At 60.8% G+C, this 16,955-nt stretch carries 13 protein-coding genes; 3 read left to right on the top strand and 10 right to left on the bottom strand.

From position 1 onward, the window contains the following. Nucleotides 1-68 precede the first annotated feature (68 nt). Nucleotides 69-695 (bottom strand): isochorismate family cysteine hydrolase YcaC, encoded by a 627-nt coding sequence (ycaC, locus tag ACP7BE_RS01705; RefSeq protein WP_095002456.1) that lies wholly within the window; start codon nucleotides 693-695, stop codon nucleotides 69-71. Between the two features lie 81 nt (nucleotides 696-776). Further along, nucleotides 777-1,643: a pirin family protein gene (locus ACP7BE_RS01700; RefSeq protein WP_426104426.1), complete on the bottom strand. Its 867-nt coding sequence runs from the start codon at nucleotides 1,641-1,643 to the stop codon at nucleotides 777-779. A 250-nt stretch (nucleotides 1,644-1,893) separates the two neighbouring features. Between ACP7BE_RS01700 and ACP7BE_RS01695 the strand changes: the two genes are divergently transcribed. Then, the gene (locus ACP7BE_RS01695; protein ID WP_095024497.1) at nucleotides 1,894-4,368 is read left to right on the top strand and encodes a TonB-dependent siderophore receptor; all 2,475 of its coding nucleotides are present in this window, start codon (nucleotides 1,894-1,896) and stop codon (nucleotides 4,366-4,368) included. A 57-nt stretch (nucleotides 4,369-4,425) separates the two neighbouring features. On the opposite strand, the gene hcnC is transcribed toward ACP7BE_RS01695, so the two are convergent. The 3 genes from hcnC to hcnA are packed head-to-tail and all read right to left on the bottom strand — an operon-like array spanning nucleotide 4,426 to nucleotide 7,395. Further along, a complete protein-coding gene (gene hcnC, locus ACP7BE_RS01690; protein WP_095018877.1) occupies nucleotides 4,426-5,682 on the bottom strand; it encodes a cyanide-forming glycine dehydrogenase subunit HcnC in 1,257 nt (418 codons plus the stop codon). Nucleotide 5,683: 1 nt separating this feature from the next. Beyond that, nucleotides 5,684-7,081: a cyanide-forming glycine dehydrogenase subunit HcnB gene (gene hcnB / locus ACP7BE_RS01685; RefSeq protein WP_426104424.1), complete on the bottom strand. Its 1,398-nt coding sequence runs from the start codon at nucleotides 7,079-7,081 to the stop codon at nucleotides 5,684-5,686. Beyond that, nucleotides 7,078-7,395 carry a cyanide-forming glycine dehydrogenase subunit HcnA gene (hcnA, locus tag ACP7BE_RS01680; protein ID WP_095002425.1) on the bottom strand — a complete coding sequence of 106 codons (318 nt, stop codon included), beginning with the start codon at nucleotides 7,393-7,395 and terminating at the stop codon, nucleotides 7,078-7,080. The genes hcnB and hcnA overlap by 4 nt, the downstream gene beginning before the upstream one ends. A 176-nt stretch (nucleotides 7,396-7,571) precedes the next feature. Here hcnA and ACP7BE_RS01675 point away from each other — a divergent pair, with 176 nt between their 5' ends. Both ACP7BE_RS01675 and ACP7BE_RS01670 read left to right on the top strand, forming a co-directional pair. Further along, nucleotides 7,572-8,435 carry a LysR family transcriptional regulator gene (locus ACP7BE_RS01675; RefSeq protein WP_095002424.1) on the top strand — a complete coding sequence of 288 codons (864 nt, stop codon included), beginning with the start codon at nucleotides 7,572-7,574 and terminating at the stop codon, nucleotides 8,433-8,435. Between the two features lie 92 nt (nucleotides 8,436-8,527). Continuing rightward, nucleotides 8,528-9,796, top strand: a complete 1,269-nt coding sequence (locus ACP7BE_RS01670; protein WP_426104421.1) for an AGE family epimerase/isomerase — start codon at nucleotides 8,528-8,530, stop codon at nucleotides 9,794-9,796. Between the two features lie 30 nt (nucleotides 9,797-9,826). Here ACP7BE_RS01670 and ACP7BE_RS01665 read toward each other — a convergent pair whose 3' ends face one another. The 5 genes from ACP7BE_RS01665 to ACP7BE_RS01645 all read right to left on the bottom strand — a co-directional run bounded on the left by ACP7BE_RS01665 (nucleotide 9,827) and on the right by ACP7BE_RS01645 (nucleotide 16,924). Further along, the gene (locus ACP7BE_RS01665) at nucleotides 9,827-12,262 is read right to left on the bottom strand and encodes a TonB-dependent siderophore receptor (RefSeq protein WP_095018876.1); all 2,436 of its coding nucleotides are present in this window, start codon (nucleotides 12,260-12,262) and stop codon (nucleotides 9,827-9,829) included. Nucleotides 12,263-12,362: 100 nt separating this feature from the next. Continuing rightward, a complete protein-coding gene (locus ACP7BE_RS01660) occupies nucleotides 12,363-13,340 on the bottom strand; it encodes a FecR family protein (protein WP_426104419.1) in 978 nt (325 codons plus the stop codon). Continuing rightward, nucleotides 13,337-13,837 (bottom strand): sigma-70 family RNA polymerase sigma factor, encoded by a 501-nt coding sequence (locus ACP7BE_RS01655; RefSeq protein WP_095002420.1) that lies wholly within the window; start codon nucleotides 13,835-13,837, stop codon nucleotides 13,337-13,339. Before ACP7BE_RS01655 ends, ACP7BE_RS01660 begins: the two co-directional genes overlap by 4 nt. A 177-nt stretch (nucleotides 13,838-14,014) precedes the next feature. Further along, nucleotides 14,015-14,761 carry an SDR family oxidoreductase gene (locus ACP7BE_RS01650; RefSeq protein WP_095002419.1) on the bottom strand — a complete coding sequence of 249 codons (747 nt, stop codon included), beginning with the start codon at nucleotides 14,759-14,761 and terminating at the stop codon, nucleotides 14,015-14,017. Between the two features lie 66 nt (nucleotides 14,762-14,827). Further along, entirely contained in the window at nucleotides 14,828-16,924 is a 2,097-nt protein-coding gene (locus tag ACP7BE_RS01645; protein WP_095002418.1) for a putative bifunctional diguanylate cyclase/phosphodiesterase, read from the bottom strand. Between the last annotated feature and the right edge of the window lie 31 nt (nucleotides 16,925-16,955).

Raw genomic sequence — 16,955 nt, 5'->3', positions numbered from 1 at the left:
ACCAAAACTCGTAGCAACTGCCGCCGAACGCAGCCTGGTTCCTTCGGCAGCCGCTACGAGCCCAACGGTTATTTACCGGCTGTCAACGTGGAGTAGCTGGTGATCAGGTTGCGATAGTCCGGGATATGGTTGGAGAACAGCGCGCCCAGGCCTTCAATGTCATTGCGCCAGTCGCGATGCAGCTCACAGGCCAGACCAAACCAGGTCATCAGTTGCGCACCCGAGGATGACATGCGATCCCAGGCCGAATGGCGGGTGATTTCGTTGAACGTACCCGACGCATCCGTCACCACAAACACCTCATAGCCTTCAGCCAGTGCCGACAGTGCCGGGAATGCCACGCAGACCTCAGTGACCACCCCTGCGATGATCAGTTGCTTTTTACCTGTTGCCTTGACCGCCTTGACAAAATCCTCGTTGTCCCAGGCATTGATCTGCCCCGGGCGGGCGATATAGGGCGCTTGCGGGAACAGCGCCTTCAACTCGGGCACCAGCGGGCCGTTGGGTCCGGTTTCGAAGCTGGTGGTCAAAATGGTCGGCAACTTGAAGTACTTGGCCAGATCAGCCAGCGCCAGCACGTTGTTCTTGAATTTGTCCGGTTCGATATCCCGCACCAGCGACAGCAAACCCGCCTGATGGTCCACCAACAAAACGGCGGCATTGTCCTTGTCCAAACGCTTGTAAGAAGTTGTCACAGGGTTTACCTCTCTGGGATAAGACAGAAAAGGCCAGGCCATGACCCTCATGGCCTGGCATTGCGCTTCGGTGCAGCATTGCTACGCGGGCATGCGGCCAAACTTGCCCGACTGGAAGTCCACAAACGCCTGATGGATTTCGGCGTCGGTGTTCATCACAAACGGCCCATGGCCCACGATCGGTTCGTCGATCGGCTCGCCGCTGAGGACCAGCAGCACGGCGTCGTTATTGGCTTCAAGGCGGATGCTCGAGCCATCACGCTCAAACAGCGCAAGCTGCCCTTCACGCACCACGTCCTGACCGTTGACCTCGACCGCCCCATGCAGCACCACCAGCGCAGTGTTGCGGCCCGGGTGCAGATCCAGCGTAGTCGACTTGCCCGCATTCAAGCGGATATCCCACACGTCGATCGGCGTAAAGGTATGGGCCGGGCCGCGTTTGCCATCGAACTCACCGGCAATCAGGCGCAAACGGCCGGCATCGTCCTTGAGCGCCAGGTCGGGGATGTCACGGTCGACGATGCCCTGATACCCCGGCGCGGCCATTTTGTCCTTTGCCGGCAGGTTGACCCATAGCTGCACCATCTCCAGCGAGCCGCCACTGCGGGCAAACGCCTCGGAATGGAACTCCTCGTGCAGGATGCCGGACGCTGCGGTCATCCACTGCACATCACCCGGGCCGATCACCCCGCCGTTGCCGGTGGAGTCACGGTGTTCCACTTCGCCCTTGTAGACGATGGTCACCGTTTCAAAACCACGGTGCGGGTGCTGGCCTACACCACGACGCTCTGTAGTGGGCGTGAACTCGGCTGGCCCGGCGTAATCCAGCAACAGAAACGGGCTGATGTGTTTGCCCATGCTGTCGTAGGAAAACATCGTGCGAACCGGAAAACCATCGCCGACCCAATGAGGGCGGGGGGCCTGATAAACACCAAGAATTTTTTTCATGTTGCACCTCCTGTAAATCATGGCAACAACTATAGATTCGTCGCACCCACAAGACTAGACAGGTTTTTTGGTACTGATCGTTCTATGGATGGAACAATTATTCCGCCCTGCATCAGCGGGTCAAGCCTGTAATGGCCGGAGCAAAACCAACTAAATCAGAAACTTGTTTCTGGTTTATCAATCGTGCTGCGTCTAATAACTATTCCTATTAACAAGAATGAAATTTCTTACTTCGGAGCCTAGGCACGCGATGCAACGACCCAACTTGAGCCGGACCCCTCTTTCGATCGCCACCCAACGCCGGACGGTACGCCACACCTTGCTGTCCAGTGCCCTGATGGCCTCGGTCATGCTGGGGGCATCCCTTGCCAGTGCGGCGCCGGTGGCCCTGAACATTCCGTCGCAAGCCCTGGCCAGCGCGCTGAATGAACTGGGCAAGCAGGCCAACCTGCAGATCCTCTACAGCCCGGATCAGGTGCAAGGCATCAAGTCGCGTCCAGTTAGCGGTTCGCTGGAGCCGGTCAAGGCACTGGAGTCACTGCTGCAGGGCAGCGGCATCTCGTATCAGCTCAACGGCGACACGGTGATTTTGAGCGCCCCCCAAGGCAAAGGTCTGGAACTGGGTGCAACCACTGTCACAGGCCAGGGCCTGGGCGACTCGCTGACCACCGAAGACACCCATTCCTATACCACCGGCGCCAGCAACAGCTCGACCAAACTGCCGCTGTCGATTCGCGAAACCCCGCAGACCGTCACAGTAGTCACCCGCCAACTGATGGACGATCAAGCCGCACAGAGCATCGGCGATGTACTGCGCAACGCGCCGGGCATTTCCACCCAGGCCTACGACAGCGACCGCATGGAGTACTCGGCCCGCGGCTATGCCATCACCAACTTTCAGTACGACGGGGTCAACACCCTGTATGACGGCGTGTTCGATGAAGGTGCGACCAAGGTCGATATGGCTCTGTATGACCGCGTCGATATCGTCAAGGGCGCCACCGGCCTGTTGTCCGGCTCGGGCGAGCCGTCGGCCACGGTCAACCTGATTCGCAAAAAACCGACCCGCGACTTCAAGGCATCGGTCACTGCCAGCGCGGGCTCGTGGGACAACTATCGCACCGAAGGTGATATCTCCGGGCCGTTGAATGACGATGGCAGCGTGCGCGGGCGAATGGTGGCGGTTTACCAGGATGCCGACTCGTACCGCGATCACTACTCACGTAAAAATGACGTGTTCTACGGCATCATCCAGGCCGACCTCACCCCCGACACCCTGTTCACCTTCGGCATGGACTACCAGAATATCAAACCTCGCGGCTCGTCCTGGACCGGCAATCCGTATTACTTCTCCAACTACACCAAAACCGACTTCAGCCGCTCGTTCAACCCGGCCACCGACTGGAGCCGCCGCGACGTCCAGATCCAGTCCACCTTCGCCTCCCTGGAGCACCGTTTCGCCAATGACTGGAAAGTCAAAGGCACCCTCACCCAGCAAACCAACGACCACGACACCCTGCTGGGTTCGGCCAGCGGCGGGATGCCTGATCCGGTCACGGGTGACGGCATGTTCTTCTACTGGGGCCAGTGGGAAGGCCATCGCGTCCAGAACACCTTCGATATCAATGCGACCGGCCCGTTTACCCTGTTTGGCCGCGAACATGAACTGGTAGTGGGAGCAACCTCCCAGACCTCCCGCCAGACCGGCGCGACCTTCGACGGCAGCGAATTCCGTGAGCTGTCGAGCAGCATTTTTGACTGGAACGGCAAATACCCGAGACCGGACTTCCCGAAAAACGGCAAATACGAAACCAACCAAAATCAAAACAGCGCCTATATCGCCGCACGCTTCAAGCCGGCAGACGACTGGTCGATTATCCTTGGCAGCCGCGTAAGTGATTTCCAGTACAACAGCACCTACAAGTACTACGAGCAGACCAGCACGTTCCAGGACAACAAGACCACGGCAAAACAGCACGGCGAGGTGACGCCCTACGCCGGGGTTGTCTACGACATCAACGACAACTATTCGGTGTACGGCAGCTACACCTCGATCTACAAACCTCTTACCGAGCAGAGCAGTTCCGGTGCCACCCTGGCCCCCACAGAAGGCAACAGCTACGAACTCGGTTTGAAGGGCGAGTACTTTGATGGCCGCTTGAATGCCAGTGCGGCCGTTTTCCGTACCGAGCAAAAAAATGTACCGATTCAGGTCGGCACCAACGCCAACACCAACCTGGGCATCTATGAATCCCTTGATGGTGCGACCACCAACGGCATCGAGCTGGAACTGGCCGGTGAACTGATGCCGGACTGGAACCTGATCGCCGGCTACACCTACGCCCGCACCCGCTCTGATGATGGCGAACGTGTCTACGGCTACCCGCTGGAAACCACCAAGCCGGAAAACGTGGCGCGGTTGTTCACCACTTACCGCCTGCCGGGGGTGCTGAACAAAGTCACCGTGGGCGGTGGCGTGAACTGGCAAAGCCCGTTCTACGGCAAGATCTACAACGATGCCAAGGGCGACTACGACATCATCGAGCAGCACAGCTACGCGCTGGTCAACCTGATGACCCGCTACGAGTACAACGAACACCTGACGTTTAACCTCAACGCCAACAACGTGTTCGATAAAAAGTACCTGTCGGGGCTGGGTAACTTCAACACCACCTACTATGGCGAACCACGCAGCCTGATGCTGACGTCCAAGTACACCTTCTAAGTCAGCAGCGGCAACGAGCCTGCTCGCGAAGGCCAAGCGCATCGCGAGCAGACCGTGTCAGGCACTCACGGCTTTTTTCAGCGCCACCGGTTGCAAGTCAAAACGCTCCGCCAGAAACGGCGTGACCTCCAGCGGCAGCGGCTCTTGCCGCACCAGTGCGTCGAGCATGACACCGGTGATCGCCGAAGTCAGGATGCCGGTACGGAAATGCCCGCAGGCATTCAAATACCCCTCAATCCCCTTCATGGGCCCCAGGATCGGCAGCTCATCGGGGGAGCCTGGCCTCAACCCGGCCCAGGTACGCTTCAGGTTGGCGTCCTTGAGTTCGGGAATACAGCGCATCGCTCCCTGTACCAGCCCGGTGATTTCAGGGAAGGTGGTGGTCACGTCGAAGCCTTTGTCTTCGGTAGTGCTGCCAATCAGGATTTCGCCGTTGTCCTTTTGCGCCAGGTAGCAATCACTGGTGGTCAGGCAGCCGTTCAGCAACTTGGGCATGCGCTCGGTCAATACAATCTGCCCCTTGACCGGGGCCACAGGGATACTCAAGTCAGTGGCCATCACGCTGAGTTCTGCCGCCCAGGCGCCAGCGGCATTAATCAGGGTTTTGCAGTGGAACGCGCCCTGGCTGTCGGTGCGCACGCCGGTCACCTTGCTGCCCTGACGCATGACCTCGATGACGTTGGTGTTGAAGTACAGATCGACTCCATTTTGCCGGGCCCCTTCGGTGTAGGCATCGGTCAACCGGAACGGGCTCACCTGGTGATCGCACAAAAACTCCAGCGCACCTTGCGCATCGTGGCTGACGCTCGGCTCCGCCTCGCGCAGGGCCGCCTGGTCGAGCCAGCGCACCTCATCGGCCAGATGCGGGATATTGGCGACAATATGCTCGGCATAGAGCCGGTCTTCATCGTCATAAATCACGTACTTGAGCCCGGTGCGCTCGAACTTGAAATCCATCCCGTGGTTTTCCAGCAGTTCCTTGTGCAAGCCGGGGTACAAGGCATTGGATTGCAGGGCAAAGTCGAAAAAACACGCTGGCAGGATATGCGGGGTACTGGCGTCGACAATCACGGCCGAACCCTGGGCTTCACGCTTGCGTTCGGCAGACATCATGCGAAAAAAAATCACCCCGCAGCCCAGCCCCACGGACTCGCCGATGGCCCACAGCCCGCCTGCCGACGCGCGGCTGGCATTGCCGGGGCGCTTGCAGTCGATCAGGGCTATTTTAAGATCCTTGCGCCGGGACAGGTGATACGCACAGGAGGCGCCAATAACACCGCCACCGGCGATGACAACGTCATAGGTTTTGATCATGTCAGGCATCCTTGCTCGCGTTGATAAAAGCCGAAAACGGCACGGGTTCCAGCGGGAATCGCGGGCGCAACCAGCCCACATCCTTGCGCCCGGTGGCTTCACGCAGGCGGTCACTGCAATAACCGACACACATGCGGCCCTGGCAGTCGCCCATGCTGATGCGTGTACGCATTTTAAGGCTGGCCATGTCCTGCACGCCCTGGCTGAGCGCAAGGTCGATATCGGCGCGGGTGACATGCTCGCAACGGCATACCACCGTGTCGGCCTGGGGCAGATCGATCTGGCGCGTACCGCGCCGGGTATAACGATCAATCCCGCCGCGAAAGCGCATGAGGGTGTTGAGCCTGGACAGGTACTCGCGGCGCTGTTCAAGCGCCTGCTTTGCACTCAGGACCCCACGCTGCTGCAAGATCGACAACGCGCCAATCCGCCCCGTGAGCATCGCTGCCTCGCCCCCGCGCATGCCCGTGACATCACCGGCCAGGTGGATTGACGCCTGACTGCTCTGCTGCCAGTTGTCGGCTTTGGCCGCCAGATAACCGTCGACGTTGTAAGCATGATCCAGACCCATCTGCTGGCTGAGCTGAGTGCGTGGAATAAAGCCATAACCCACCGCCAGGGTGCAGGCTTTCACCGCCTGCGCCTGGCTCATGTCGGCCTGCCAGGTGCTGGAATAGGGAGCCACGATCACTTCGCTCAGTTCCCCTTCGCCAAACGCCTGCACCACACCCCGGCCGTAATGCACGGCCACGCCATGGCGCTTGAGGTAAACCAGCATGCTCAGGCCGTCGAGGAACAACTGGGGCTGGTTGAGCAGCGCCAGGCTTTCCTTGGCAATGCGGCCAAACTCGCACGCTTCATATACCCCGGCCACTTCCACACCCGCTGCGTGCAACTGGCACGCCACCAGCATCAGCAAGGGCCCGGTGCCCGCAATCAGCGTCGGCCCACGGGGTTTGACAACACCACTTTTGATCTGCAGCTGCAGGCCACCCAGCATGATCACACCCGGGGTGGTCCAACCCGGGAACGGCACGCTGCGCTCATGGCAGCCAGCGGACAGCAGCAGTTGATCGAAGCCGATTTGCTGCAATTGCTCATGCTCATCCAGCACTTGCAGGCTTTGCTGACCTTGCCCGCCGACAACGCGATGGTTGAGGCGTACATCCACTGAGTGGGCAATGACCGAAAATTCGCCGTGCAACTTGTGCAGCGCAGCCTTGTAGCGTTCTCCCAGATAGTCGAGTTCGACACCGTCGCGCAAAGGCCCGCGATAAACTACACCACCCAGCCGCGAGGCTTCTTCGAACAACGTGCTTTGCACGCCATGCTGCGCCAGCTCTATTGCCGCCGACATCCCTGCCGGTCCGCCACCGACAATCACCGTACGGGCGCTCATAGCACCAGCTCCTGGCTGGCGACGCGGTTGATCCCGGTCTCGACCTGCATACCGGGCTTTACCACGGTCTGGCAGGCGCGACGCTTGTGCCTGCCATCGATATTCACCAGGCAGCAGTAGCACACGCCCATGCCGCAATAAGCGCCCGTCATCCGCCCGTGGTCGTTGCGCGACAGTTGCCGCACACCCACTGAGTTCAACACGCTGAGCACGGTTTCACCTTGAGCGGCATTGACTGGCTGACCATTGACCAGAATGGACATGTCGGCCTGCCTCAAGGGTTGAATATCGTACTGTCGCTTCAAGTCATCCATGTCTGTCATCCTTTTTATGTGGTGTTGCCCGGTCAATCACTGGCACCGGGTACCAGGGCCGACGACCTTAGCCTGCTCCTGAAAACAAACATTGATGCGTGCCAATAAACGTCGCGTTTCATGTGTTTTCCAGCCATTACCCTTACACTGCAAGCCCCTTGCACACTGGCGCGCTTATGGACCTCGACCTGGCCCGTACTTTCCTTGAAATTGTCCGCTACGGCAGCCTGGTGGGCGCGGCCGAAAAGCTGCACGTTACCCAGACGGCCGTGACCGCACGGGTACACAAGCTCGAAAGCCTGCTCGGCGTCACCCTGTTTACCCGCAACCGCGCCGGCGCAAAACTCACCCCCGAAGGCGAGGCCTTTGTGGTGTACGCCAACCAGTTGCTGCACACCTGGGAAGCCGCACGGCGCGATCTGCCGCGCCCCGAAGGCTTGCATCAGTTGCTGCATATCGGCGGGGAAGTCAGCCTGTGCAACCCGCTGATCCTCAACTGGGCCAAAGCCCTGCGTCAGCACCTCACCACCCATGCCTTGCGCATACAAATCAGCGATGCCGAACAATTACTGCGTCAGATCGAGATGGGCCTGCTGGATGCCGCGCTGGTCTATCAGCCCGCCTACTGGCCCGGTGTGCAAGTGGAGCAGTTGCTGGAGGAAAAACTGATCCAGATTCGCCGCCCCGAACAACCTGAACCTTATGTATACGTCGAATGGGGTGAGGGTTTTCGCCGCCAGCATGACGCCGCCCTGCCCGACAGGGCGCGAGCGGCCATCAGCTTCAACCTGGGCCCGGTGGCTTTGCATTACATCCTCGACAACGGCGGCAGCGGCTACTTCCGCACCCGTGTGGTCGAGCGCTATCTGGACAGCGGTGCCCTGGAACGGGTGCCCAAGGCCCCGGAATTCAGCTACCCCACCTACCTGGTGTACTCCCGCGAGCGTGACTGCGCAGCCTTGCAACAGGGCATCGCGCTGCTGCGCGAAATCGTCAGGCAGGACAGCGACTGGTCACAGCCCCGGGAGCCGGAAATTTAAGTCGCCAGGCTCCGGATGAAAGCTTTCAGCTTTGTGTCATATCCCTTAGTCTGCGAGCGTTGAATCACCCATAAAAACAATACAGGTGGCACATGACCGACCTAACCCGGGCCAACGAAAGCTGGCTGACATCGCCGACCCATCACTGGCTGACATCGCCGACCCATCAACAGTGGCTGCGCGATCAGGGCCAGGCGCTGGTGGATTTCGCCAAGGCCGCCCGCGTGCCCTGCGGCTTCGCCGCGCTCGACCCGTTTGGTCGCCGCCCGAACAACGCCCCGGCAGACACCATCACCACCGCACGCATGGTGCACAGTTTTTCCCTGGCCCATATTCAAGGCCTGCCCGGTTGCGCGCCGCTGATCGACCACGGCCTGGCCGCACTGGCCGGGCCGCTGCGTGATGCCGTGCATGGCGGCTGGTTTGCCCGCCCCGGCGCGCAAGACGGCAACACGCGCAAAGCGGCCTATCTGCATGCCTTTGTCGCGCTGGCCGCCAGCTCTGCAGCGGTGGCCGGGCGCGGTGGTGCGGCCGAGTTGCTGGGCGATGCGGTGGCCATTCTTGAAGGCAATTTCTGGTCCGAGGCAGAAGGCGCCCTGCTGGAAAGCTTTGCCCGCGACTGGAGTGACTGCGAGGCGTATCGCGGGGCCAACAGCAATATGCACGGTGTCGAAGCTTTTCTGGCCCTGGCCGATGTCCTCGATGAAGACCTGTGGCTCGACCGCGCCCTGTCGATTGCCGAAAAGCTTGTTCACCAGCATGCAGCGCAATCCGGCTACCTGCCCGTGGAACATTTCGACAGCCAGTGGCAGCCATTGCCCGATTACAACCGGGACAACCCGGCAGACGGTTTTCGCCCGTTCGGCAAAACGCCCGGCCACGCCTTCGAATGGGCGCGCCTGCTGTTGCACCTCGAGGCGGCCCGCAAGCAACGCGGCCTGGCGGCGCCCGAATGGCTGCTGGAAGACGCGCGGCGGTTATTCGCCAGTGCATGCCAGTTCGGCTGGAACGTCGATGGTGGCTGCGGAATCGTCTACACCGTGGACTGGAACCACCAGCCGCTGGTGCGTGAGCGTCTGCACTGGACCCTGGCCGAAGCCTCGGCAGCTGCGGCGGCGTTGTTGCAACGCAGCGGCGAGCATGAATACGAAGTCTGGTATCAACAGTTCTGGGACTATATCGACCTGTACATGATCGACCGCCAGAACGGTAGCTGGCATCACGAACTGGGGATCGACAACCTGCCTTCGCAAAATATCTGGCCGGGCAAGCCGGACCTTTACCATGCTTACCAAGCCACGCTGCTGCCCCGTTTGCCGTTGGCTATCAGCCTGGCCAGCGCGCTCAAGCTGCGGCGCTGAGCAATCCCGCCCCCGTAGCAGAGCGCTCCCTCACCAATCGTATTTGACCTCCAGCGACGCCGTGCGCTGCTGGCCGTAGTAGCAGCCAAAGCTGTAGTTGCACGACGACACGTACTCTCGATCAAACAGGTTCTGCACGTTCAGCCGGGTACTGACACCCTTGAAGCTCGCATCCAGGGCCGCCAGGTCATAGCTGAGCGTTGCGTCATACACCACAAACGACGGCGTCTTGAAAGTGTTGTCCGAGTCGCCGAAGTTTTTCCCGGTATAACGTGCACCGCCGCCCAGGGTCACGCCCGCCAGGGCCTGTCCGGTGAAGTGGTAGTCAGCCCACACGCTGGCTGCCCAGGGTGCCTGTGCCTCGCTGCGGTTGCCTTCATTGCCATAGTTGGACTTGGTGTAGAACACGTCCAGATACGACAGCGAGGCGATCAGGTCGATGTTGCTGAAACTGCTTTTGCCTTCAAGTTCGATCCCCCGCGACCGGACCTCGCCTTCCTGGATTTGATACTCCTGGTACTGCAAGTCACCGGTCAGGACGTTTTGCTGGGTGATTTCAAATACCGAGGCGCTGAGCAAAGTGCTCTCATCGGGCTGGTATTTGACCCCCACTTCATATTGCTTGCCCGTCATGGGCACGAACGCCTTGCCACCTCGGGCCGGTGCCGCAGTGCCCACGGAAGGCAGGAAGGATTCGGTGTAGCTGATATACGGCGCCAGACCAAACGAAGTGACATAGGTCAGGCCCACACGCCCGGTGAACTTGCTATCGCTCTGGATCTCGTGGGAGTTGGCCAGCAAGTCATTGTTGTCGACCTTGGCCCAATCCTGGCGACCGCCAATGGTCAGGATAAAGTTGTTCAGTTTGATCTGGTCCTGCACATAAAAACCGGTCTGCTTGACCCTGTTATCCCATTTGGTAGTCAGGGTCGGCACACCCGTGGTGCGGTAGTTGGTGGGGTTGTAGAGGTCAATCACCTCGCTGCCGGACAGGTTGTAGCCCTGGAACTTGCGGGTGAAGTCACGGTAGTCGAGCCCCACCAGCAGGGTGTGCTGCACAGGCCCGGTGGTGAAGTCACTTTGCAGGTGGTTGTCGAAAGTATAAGAGCTGTTTTGCTGGCGCCAGTCGAGCTTGGTCCGGCTGGCATGGGTATCGGTGGCGCCGTCCGGGGCGGTGACGAAACGGTTCAGGTAAAAGCCCTTGTAACGGTCATTGACGTCGATGTAGCTCAGGCTCTGGCGATAGGTCATGACCTCGTTGAAGGCATGGGAAAACTGGTAGCCGAGCACATATTGATCGCGCTTGTAGTCGTTCCATTTCGAGTCGCCCGAGAAGAAGTCTCGATCTATCTTGTTGCCTTGGGAGTTGCGGTACAGACTGCCCACGGCCGGCAAGGACTGGTAGTCAGCCAGGGCATCGTCCCGTTGCACTTGCGCGTAGACCGTCAGTTCATTGCGCTCATCCGGCGCCCAGGTGAGGCTGGGCGCCAGCAGCATGCGGGAATCTTCGGTGTAGTCGATTTGCTCGCTGCCGGTGTTGCCGACGCCTATCAGCCGGTAGCTCAGGGTTTTGCCTTCATCCAGCGGGCCGGTGGTATCGAAGGCCAGGTTGTAACGGTCAAAGCTGCCGGTGCCGACCTTGATTTGATGCCTGGCCTCGGTACTCGGGCGCTTGGCCACCATATTGATCATGCCCCCCGGCTGGTTTTGCCCGTACAGAACGGAGGACGGCCCCTTGAGCACTTCGATGCGCTCCAGGGTGTAGGGGTCGATCTGCGGGGTGCCGCCCAGGCTGCCCGCCGAAGGCAGATAGGCGCCATCAAGGTAGAGCAGGGTCGGGGCAAAACCGCGGCTGGTGATTTCATCGGCAATGGTGTTGCGGTCGGTATAGCCGTTGGTGCTCAGCCCCGGGGTGTAGCGCAGGGCCTGGGTCAGATCGTGGGCGCCCTGCACTTCAACCTGATCAGCAGTGACCACGTTGATGGTTTGCGGAATCTCGAGGATCGGTGTGTCGGTCTTGGTGGCGGTGGCCGAACGGGTGGCGACAAAGCCGTCAACATGGCCACGACCATCCTCACCCAGAAGCGCAGACACGTTGGTTGCGCCCAGATTCAGTACCCCGTCACCGGCATTGGGGTAGACACTCAAGGCACCGCTACCGGTCACGCCCAGGCCCAGCCCGCTGCCCGCCAGCGCGCGTTCGGCGGCCTGTTGCGGGGTGTACATGCCATTGACCGGCGCGGAGGTTTTACCCTGCAACAAGGCCGGGGCCACCGACAGGGTCAGGTTGCTGTCGCGGGCAATGCGGCTCAGGGTCACGCCCAGGGGCGCGGCAGGCAAGTCAAAAAAACGCGTGGCATTTTGCTCGCCAGACAGGGTTTCGGCCACCGCGCTCAGCGGGTAACCGCCAATGCTCAGGGTGATGGCCAGCGCCAGCAGGCAGGTTTTGGGATGGGCGTACGGCATGGGGCATCCTTTCTCGTTGCAAGGTAGGCAGTTGTAACCTTGACCAACGAGAAAGCCTTTCCCCTCACCTTATCTGCAATTAATTCGCATTCATTGGTTTTTACTGGCGCACATCGATCAGGGTCAGCCACGGCCCATAGCGCGTGATCTTGATCGGCAAGGTTTGCGCCAGCGTATTCAGGGTGTGTGCGGTGTTGTCCAGCGGGAATACACCGAATACCCGCACCCGCGCGGCTTCCGGGCTGATACGCAGCATGCCGGTCTGGTAGGGCCGCAGCGCCTCGACCAGGGCTGACAGGGGTTCGTCGTGCAGCTCGACCCGGCCCGCGAGCCAGTCGGGCTGGCTACGGGATGTCGGGGTTTGCGGATCTATCCGGGTGGCGGTAAATGACGCCGCCCGACCGGTTTCGAGGTGGAGTTGCTGACCGCTCAGGGTGTGCAACTGCACGCTGTGCTGTTGCACGCTGGCCAGGCTTTCAGTGCTGCCCTGGCGCACCATAAAGCGCGTGCCAAGGGCTTGCACCTGGCCCTGGGCAGTGCTCACCACAAAAGGACGCTGGGCGTCGGCTGCCACATCCACCTGCAACTCGCCTTCACGCAGGTGCACCCGGCGCTGATCGCTATTGAAGTCGATATCCACCGCACTGCGGGCGTTGAGGGTGAGCAGGCTGCCATCGGCCAGTTCGACGGTTTTGCGCTCGCCGGTGGCCGTCTGGTAATCGGCCGTCAACCCCGTCAGGGGCGTCACGCGATCCAACAGACCCGCGGCACCCAGGCCGAGCACCAACAGCAGCAGGCCGCCTTGCAGGGTCTTTTTGCCCGATGGTGATGTACCGGCCAGCAGCGCCCGACGTACCGCCTGCAATTGCCCCGGGCTGCGCCGCTCAACCGATTGCAGATCGGCTACGGGAGCCTTGAGCACCCCGGCGACCCGCTGCCACGCAGCCAGATGTGCCGGGTTTTCGGCCAGCCACGCCTTGAACACCTGACGCTCCGACGGGCAGGCCTGCCCGGACTCGAGGCGCAGCATCCAGTCAATGGCGGCACGGGTGGTCGGGTCAACCTTGGCTGTACTCATGGGCTCTCCGCCGTTTGCGACAGGCAATGAACAAAAGCGCGGCGCAAGTCGCGCTCAACGGTGGCCAGGGATACGCCCAATTGCTCGGCAATGGCCTGCTGGGGCATACCTTCAAGACGATTGAGCAAAAAGGCGCGCTTGACCCGCGATGGCAACCCTTCGAGCAGGCAATCAATGGCTTCGATCGCCTCTCGGACCAGGGCAATGTCTTCTGCAGAAGGTGCGTAGGCCAGAGGCAGCTCGGCCAGTTGGTCGAGATAGGCTTGCTCAAGCTTGCGCCGCCGCCACAGTGAGCAGAGCAAGCGCCGGGCAACGGTACTCAGGTAAGCCCGAGGCTCCTGAATACGTTCCAGTTGGCGGGCATCCCAAGCGCGCAAAAATGTGTCCTGGGCCAGATCGGCCGCATCCTGCGGGCATCGTACCTGTCGCGACAACCAGCCGCGCAGCCACGCGTGATTGTCGTGATATAGACTGGCCAGCAGCCTTTGGGGATCCACAGGACTCGACACGATAGATAACCATACTTAAATAGCAATAAGTCGCATTATCGTCGGATCAAGCATAAATGCAAGCCATGTGGGAGCGGGCTTGCCCGCGATGCAGGCGGCGCGGTTATTCAGCCTGACCGCGCTGATGCCATCGCGAGCAAGCCCGCTCCCACAAAAGCACGACCTTCAGCGCCCGCCGCCCAGGTCGAGAAAGGTGCCGGTGGTATACGACGCCTTGTCCGACAGCAGCCATACAATGGCTTCGGCCACTTCTTCCGGCCGCCCGCCACGCCCCATGGGGATGATAGGTTCAAGCTTGCTGACCCGGCCCGGATCGCCGCTCAAGGCGTGAAAATCGGTGAAGATATAGCCCGGCCGCACCGCGTTGACCCGGATCCCCTCGCCCGCCAGTTCCTTGGACAGCCCCAGGGTGAAAGTGTCCAGCGCGCCCTTGGAGGCGGCGTAATCGACGTATTCACCGGGCGAACCCAGGCGGGCCGCCACCGACGACACGTTGACGATATTACCGCCCTGCCCGCCGTAACGTGGCGACATGCGCAGCACGGCATGCTTGGCACACAGAATGGGCCCCAGCACGTTGGTTTTCAGGGTGTGCATGATGCGCAGGTCGGTCAGCTCGTCGACTCGCGATTTGAGCCCCACGGTGCCGGCGTTGTTGACCAGCGCGGTGACAGGCCCCAACTGTTCGTCAACTTCGAGAAACAGGCGAATGATTTCCTCTTCGTCGCTGACATCGGCACGCACGGCAATGGCCTTGGCGCCCATGGCGCGAACCTGCGCCAGCACCTCATGGGCTGCAGCATCATCGGTCAGGTAGTTGATGCAGATCCGATAACCCTGCTTTGCAGCCAGCAAGGCCGTGGCAGCGCCTATGCCGCGGCTGCCGCCGGTGATCACGATGACTTTATCCATAAATACGTGTTCCCCTTACACCGATCCAAATCTGGCTGTCAGAATAACCGCGAAGGCCCGGTTTTGTCAGGTCGCTGTTTTGTTGCCCGGCCCGGCGGGTTCGGCACCTTGGATATCGGCCATGAATTGCTCCGCCGGCAGCGGCTCGCCCAGCAGAAAACCTTGCAGGGCATCACAGCCAAGCGTGGTTAAAAAACTTTGCTGGGTATCGGTCTCCACCCCTTCGGCGACGATACGCAAACCCAGGGCCTGGCCCAGCGCGACAATGGCCGAGACAATCGCCGCATCGTCGCTGTCGTGCTCCAGGTCGCGCACAAAACCGCGGTCGATTTTCAGTTCATTGGCGGGCAGGCGTTTGAGGTACATCAGGCTGGAATAGCCAGTGCCAAAGTCATCGATGGACAGGTCCACGCCCATTTGCGACAACCGCTGCAACACCACCATGCTCGCATCGGCATCGCTCATGGCGGTGGTTTCGGTGATTTCCAGGGTCAGGCTGTTGGCCGGTAACCGATGACGCTCGAGCGCCGCGACCACGCTGTCAACCAGCCCTGAATAGCAGAACTGCAATGCCGACAGGTTGACCGCAATACGCCAGTGGCTATAGCCCTGATCGAACCAGATGCGCATCTGGCGGCAGGCTTCATTGAGCACCCAGTCACCAATGGGGATGATCAGGCCGGTTTTTTCCGCCAGGTCGATAAAATTTTCCGGCAGCAGCAACCCTTGCTGCGGATGCTCCCAGCGCAACAGCGCTTCGGCCCCCACCGGCCGGCTGTTGCTGGCGTCGAACTTGGGCTGGTAGTGCAGGCGAAACTGCTGCAGCTCCAGGGCCTGACGCAAGTCCTGCAGCAGCTGCAATTGCTTGCGGGCATTGGTGTTCATCGATGCGTCGAAAAAGCTGTAGCCATTTTTGCCCGCGCCCTTGGCGTGATACATCGCCGCATCGGCGTTCATCAGCAGCTCTTCAGCGGTCAGGCCATTGCCGGGGTACAGGGCGATACCGACACTGGCGGAGATCAGCAGCTCATGCTCATCGACCCGGAACGCCCTGGACAACAGACCCACCTGCCGCGCTGCCACTTGCGGTGCGTCATCAGGCTCCAGCAGACGCACCAGCAGCACAAATTCGTCGCCGCCAATACGCGCCAGGGTGTCCTGGCTGCGCAACTGCTCGCGCAGGCGCAAGGCCACCTCGCGCAGCAAACGGTCGCCCAGATGATGACCAAAGGCATCGTTGACCGGCTTGAAGCCATCGAGGTCGATAAACATCAGCGAGAAGCAGCCGCCCTGCTCCGCCACCTTGCTCATCGCCTGACCGATACGGTCAGCCAGCAGGATGCGGTTGGGCAACCCGGTCAGGGTGTCGTGCAGCGCCAGTTGGGTCAGCTCTTCGTTGGCCAGGGTCAGGGAGTCCGCCAGCGCAGCTGTACGGGCATCGAGGCGGGCATCAAAAATAGAGGTCAGCAAGGCGATGACCAATACCGCCAGGCTGGACACCAGTACCAGATTGTCCAGGCCGTTACCGCTCAGACCGTCGATGGCGGCACCGCAAAAACTGCCGATGGGGAAATTGGCTGCAGCCATGCCGGTGTAATGCATGCCGACAATCGCCAGCCCCATGATTACCGCAGCACCACCGCGCATCAGCCGCACGTAAGGGGTTTGCCGGCGCAGACGAAACGCGATCGACAACGCGGCCGCCGAGGCCCCCACCGCAATCACCAGCGACAGGCCAAACAGTGCCGGGTCGTAATCGATGCCCGGCTGCATGCGCAACGCGGCCATGCCGCTGTAGTGCATGGCGCTGATGCCCGCGCCCATGATCAGGGCGCCAAACAACAACTGCAGCGCCGGCAAACGCGGCTGGCTGACCAGCCACAAGGCAAAGCCCGAAGACAGGATGGCAACCAGCAATGACCACAGGGTCAGCCCCAGGTCGTAGCCCAGCGCCAGTGGCAACTGCAACGCGAGCATGCCGATAAAGTGCATCGACCACACGCCAAAGCCCATTGCCAGTGCACCGCCGGCAATCCACAGGTACTGGGTACGGCCGCGCGCCGTGGCGATGCGACCACTCAGGTCAAGGGCGGTATAAGAGGCCAGAATGGCCACACACAGGGAAATCAGGACCAGCGCGGGGGAGTAACTAGCGGAAACCATGGGCCTACTCGTGAACAGATGCCGAACAGCG

Origin of the sequence: Pseudomonas sp. TWR1-1-3 (assembly GCF_049896805.1) — a bacterium.
Lineage (GTDB): Bacteria > Pseudomonadota > Gammaproteobacteria > Pseudomonadales > Pseudomonadaceae > Aquipseudomonas > Aquipseudomonas bubulae.
Note: the sequence above shows the minus strand (reverse complement) of the source record. Positions and strands in the feature narration are given on the sequence as shown.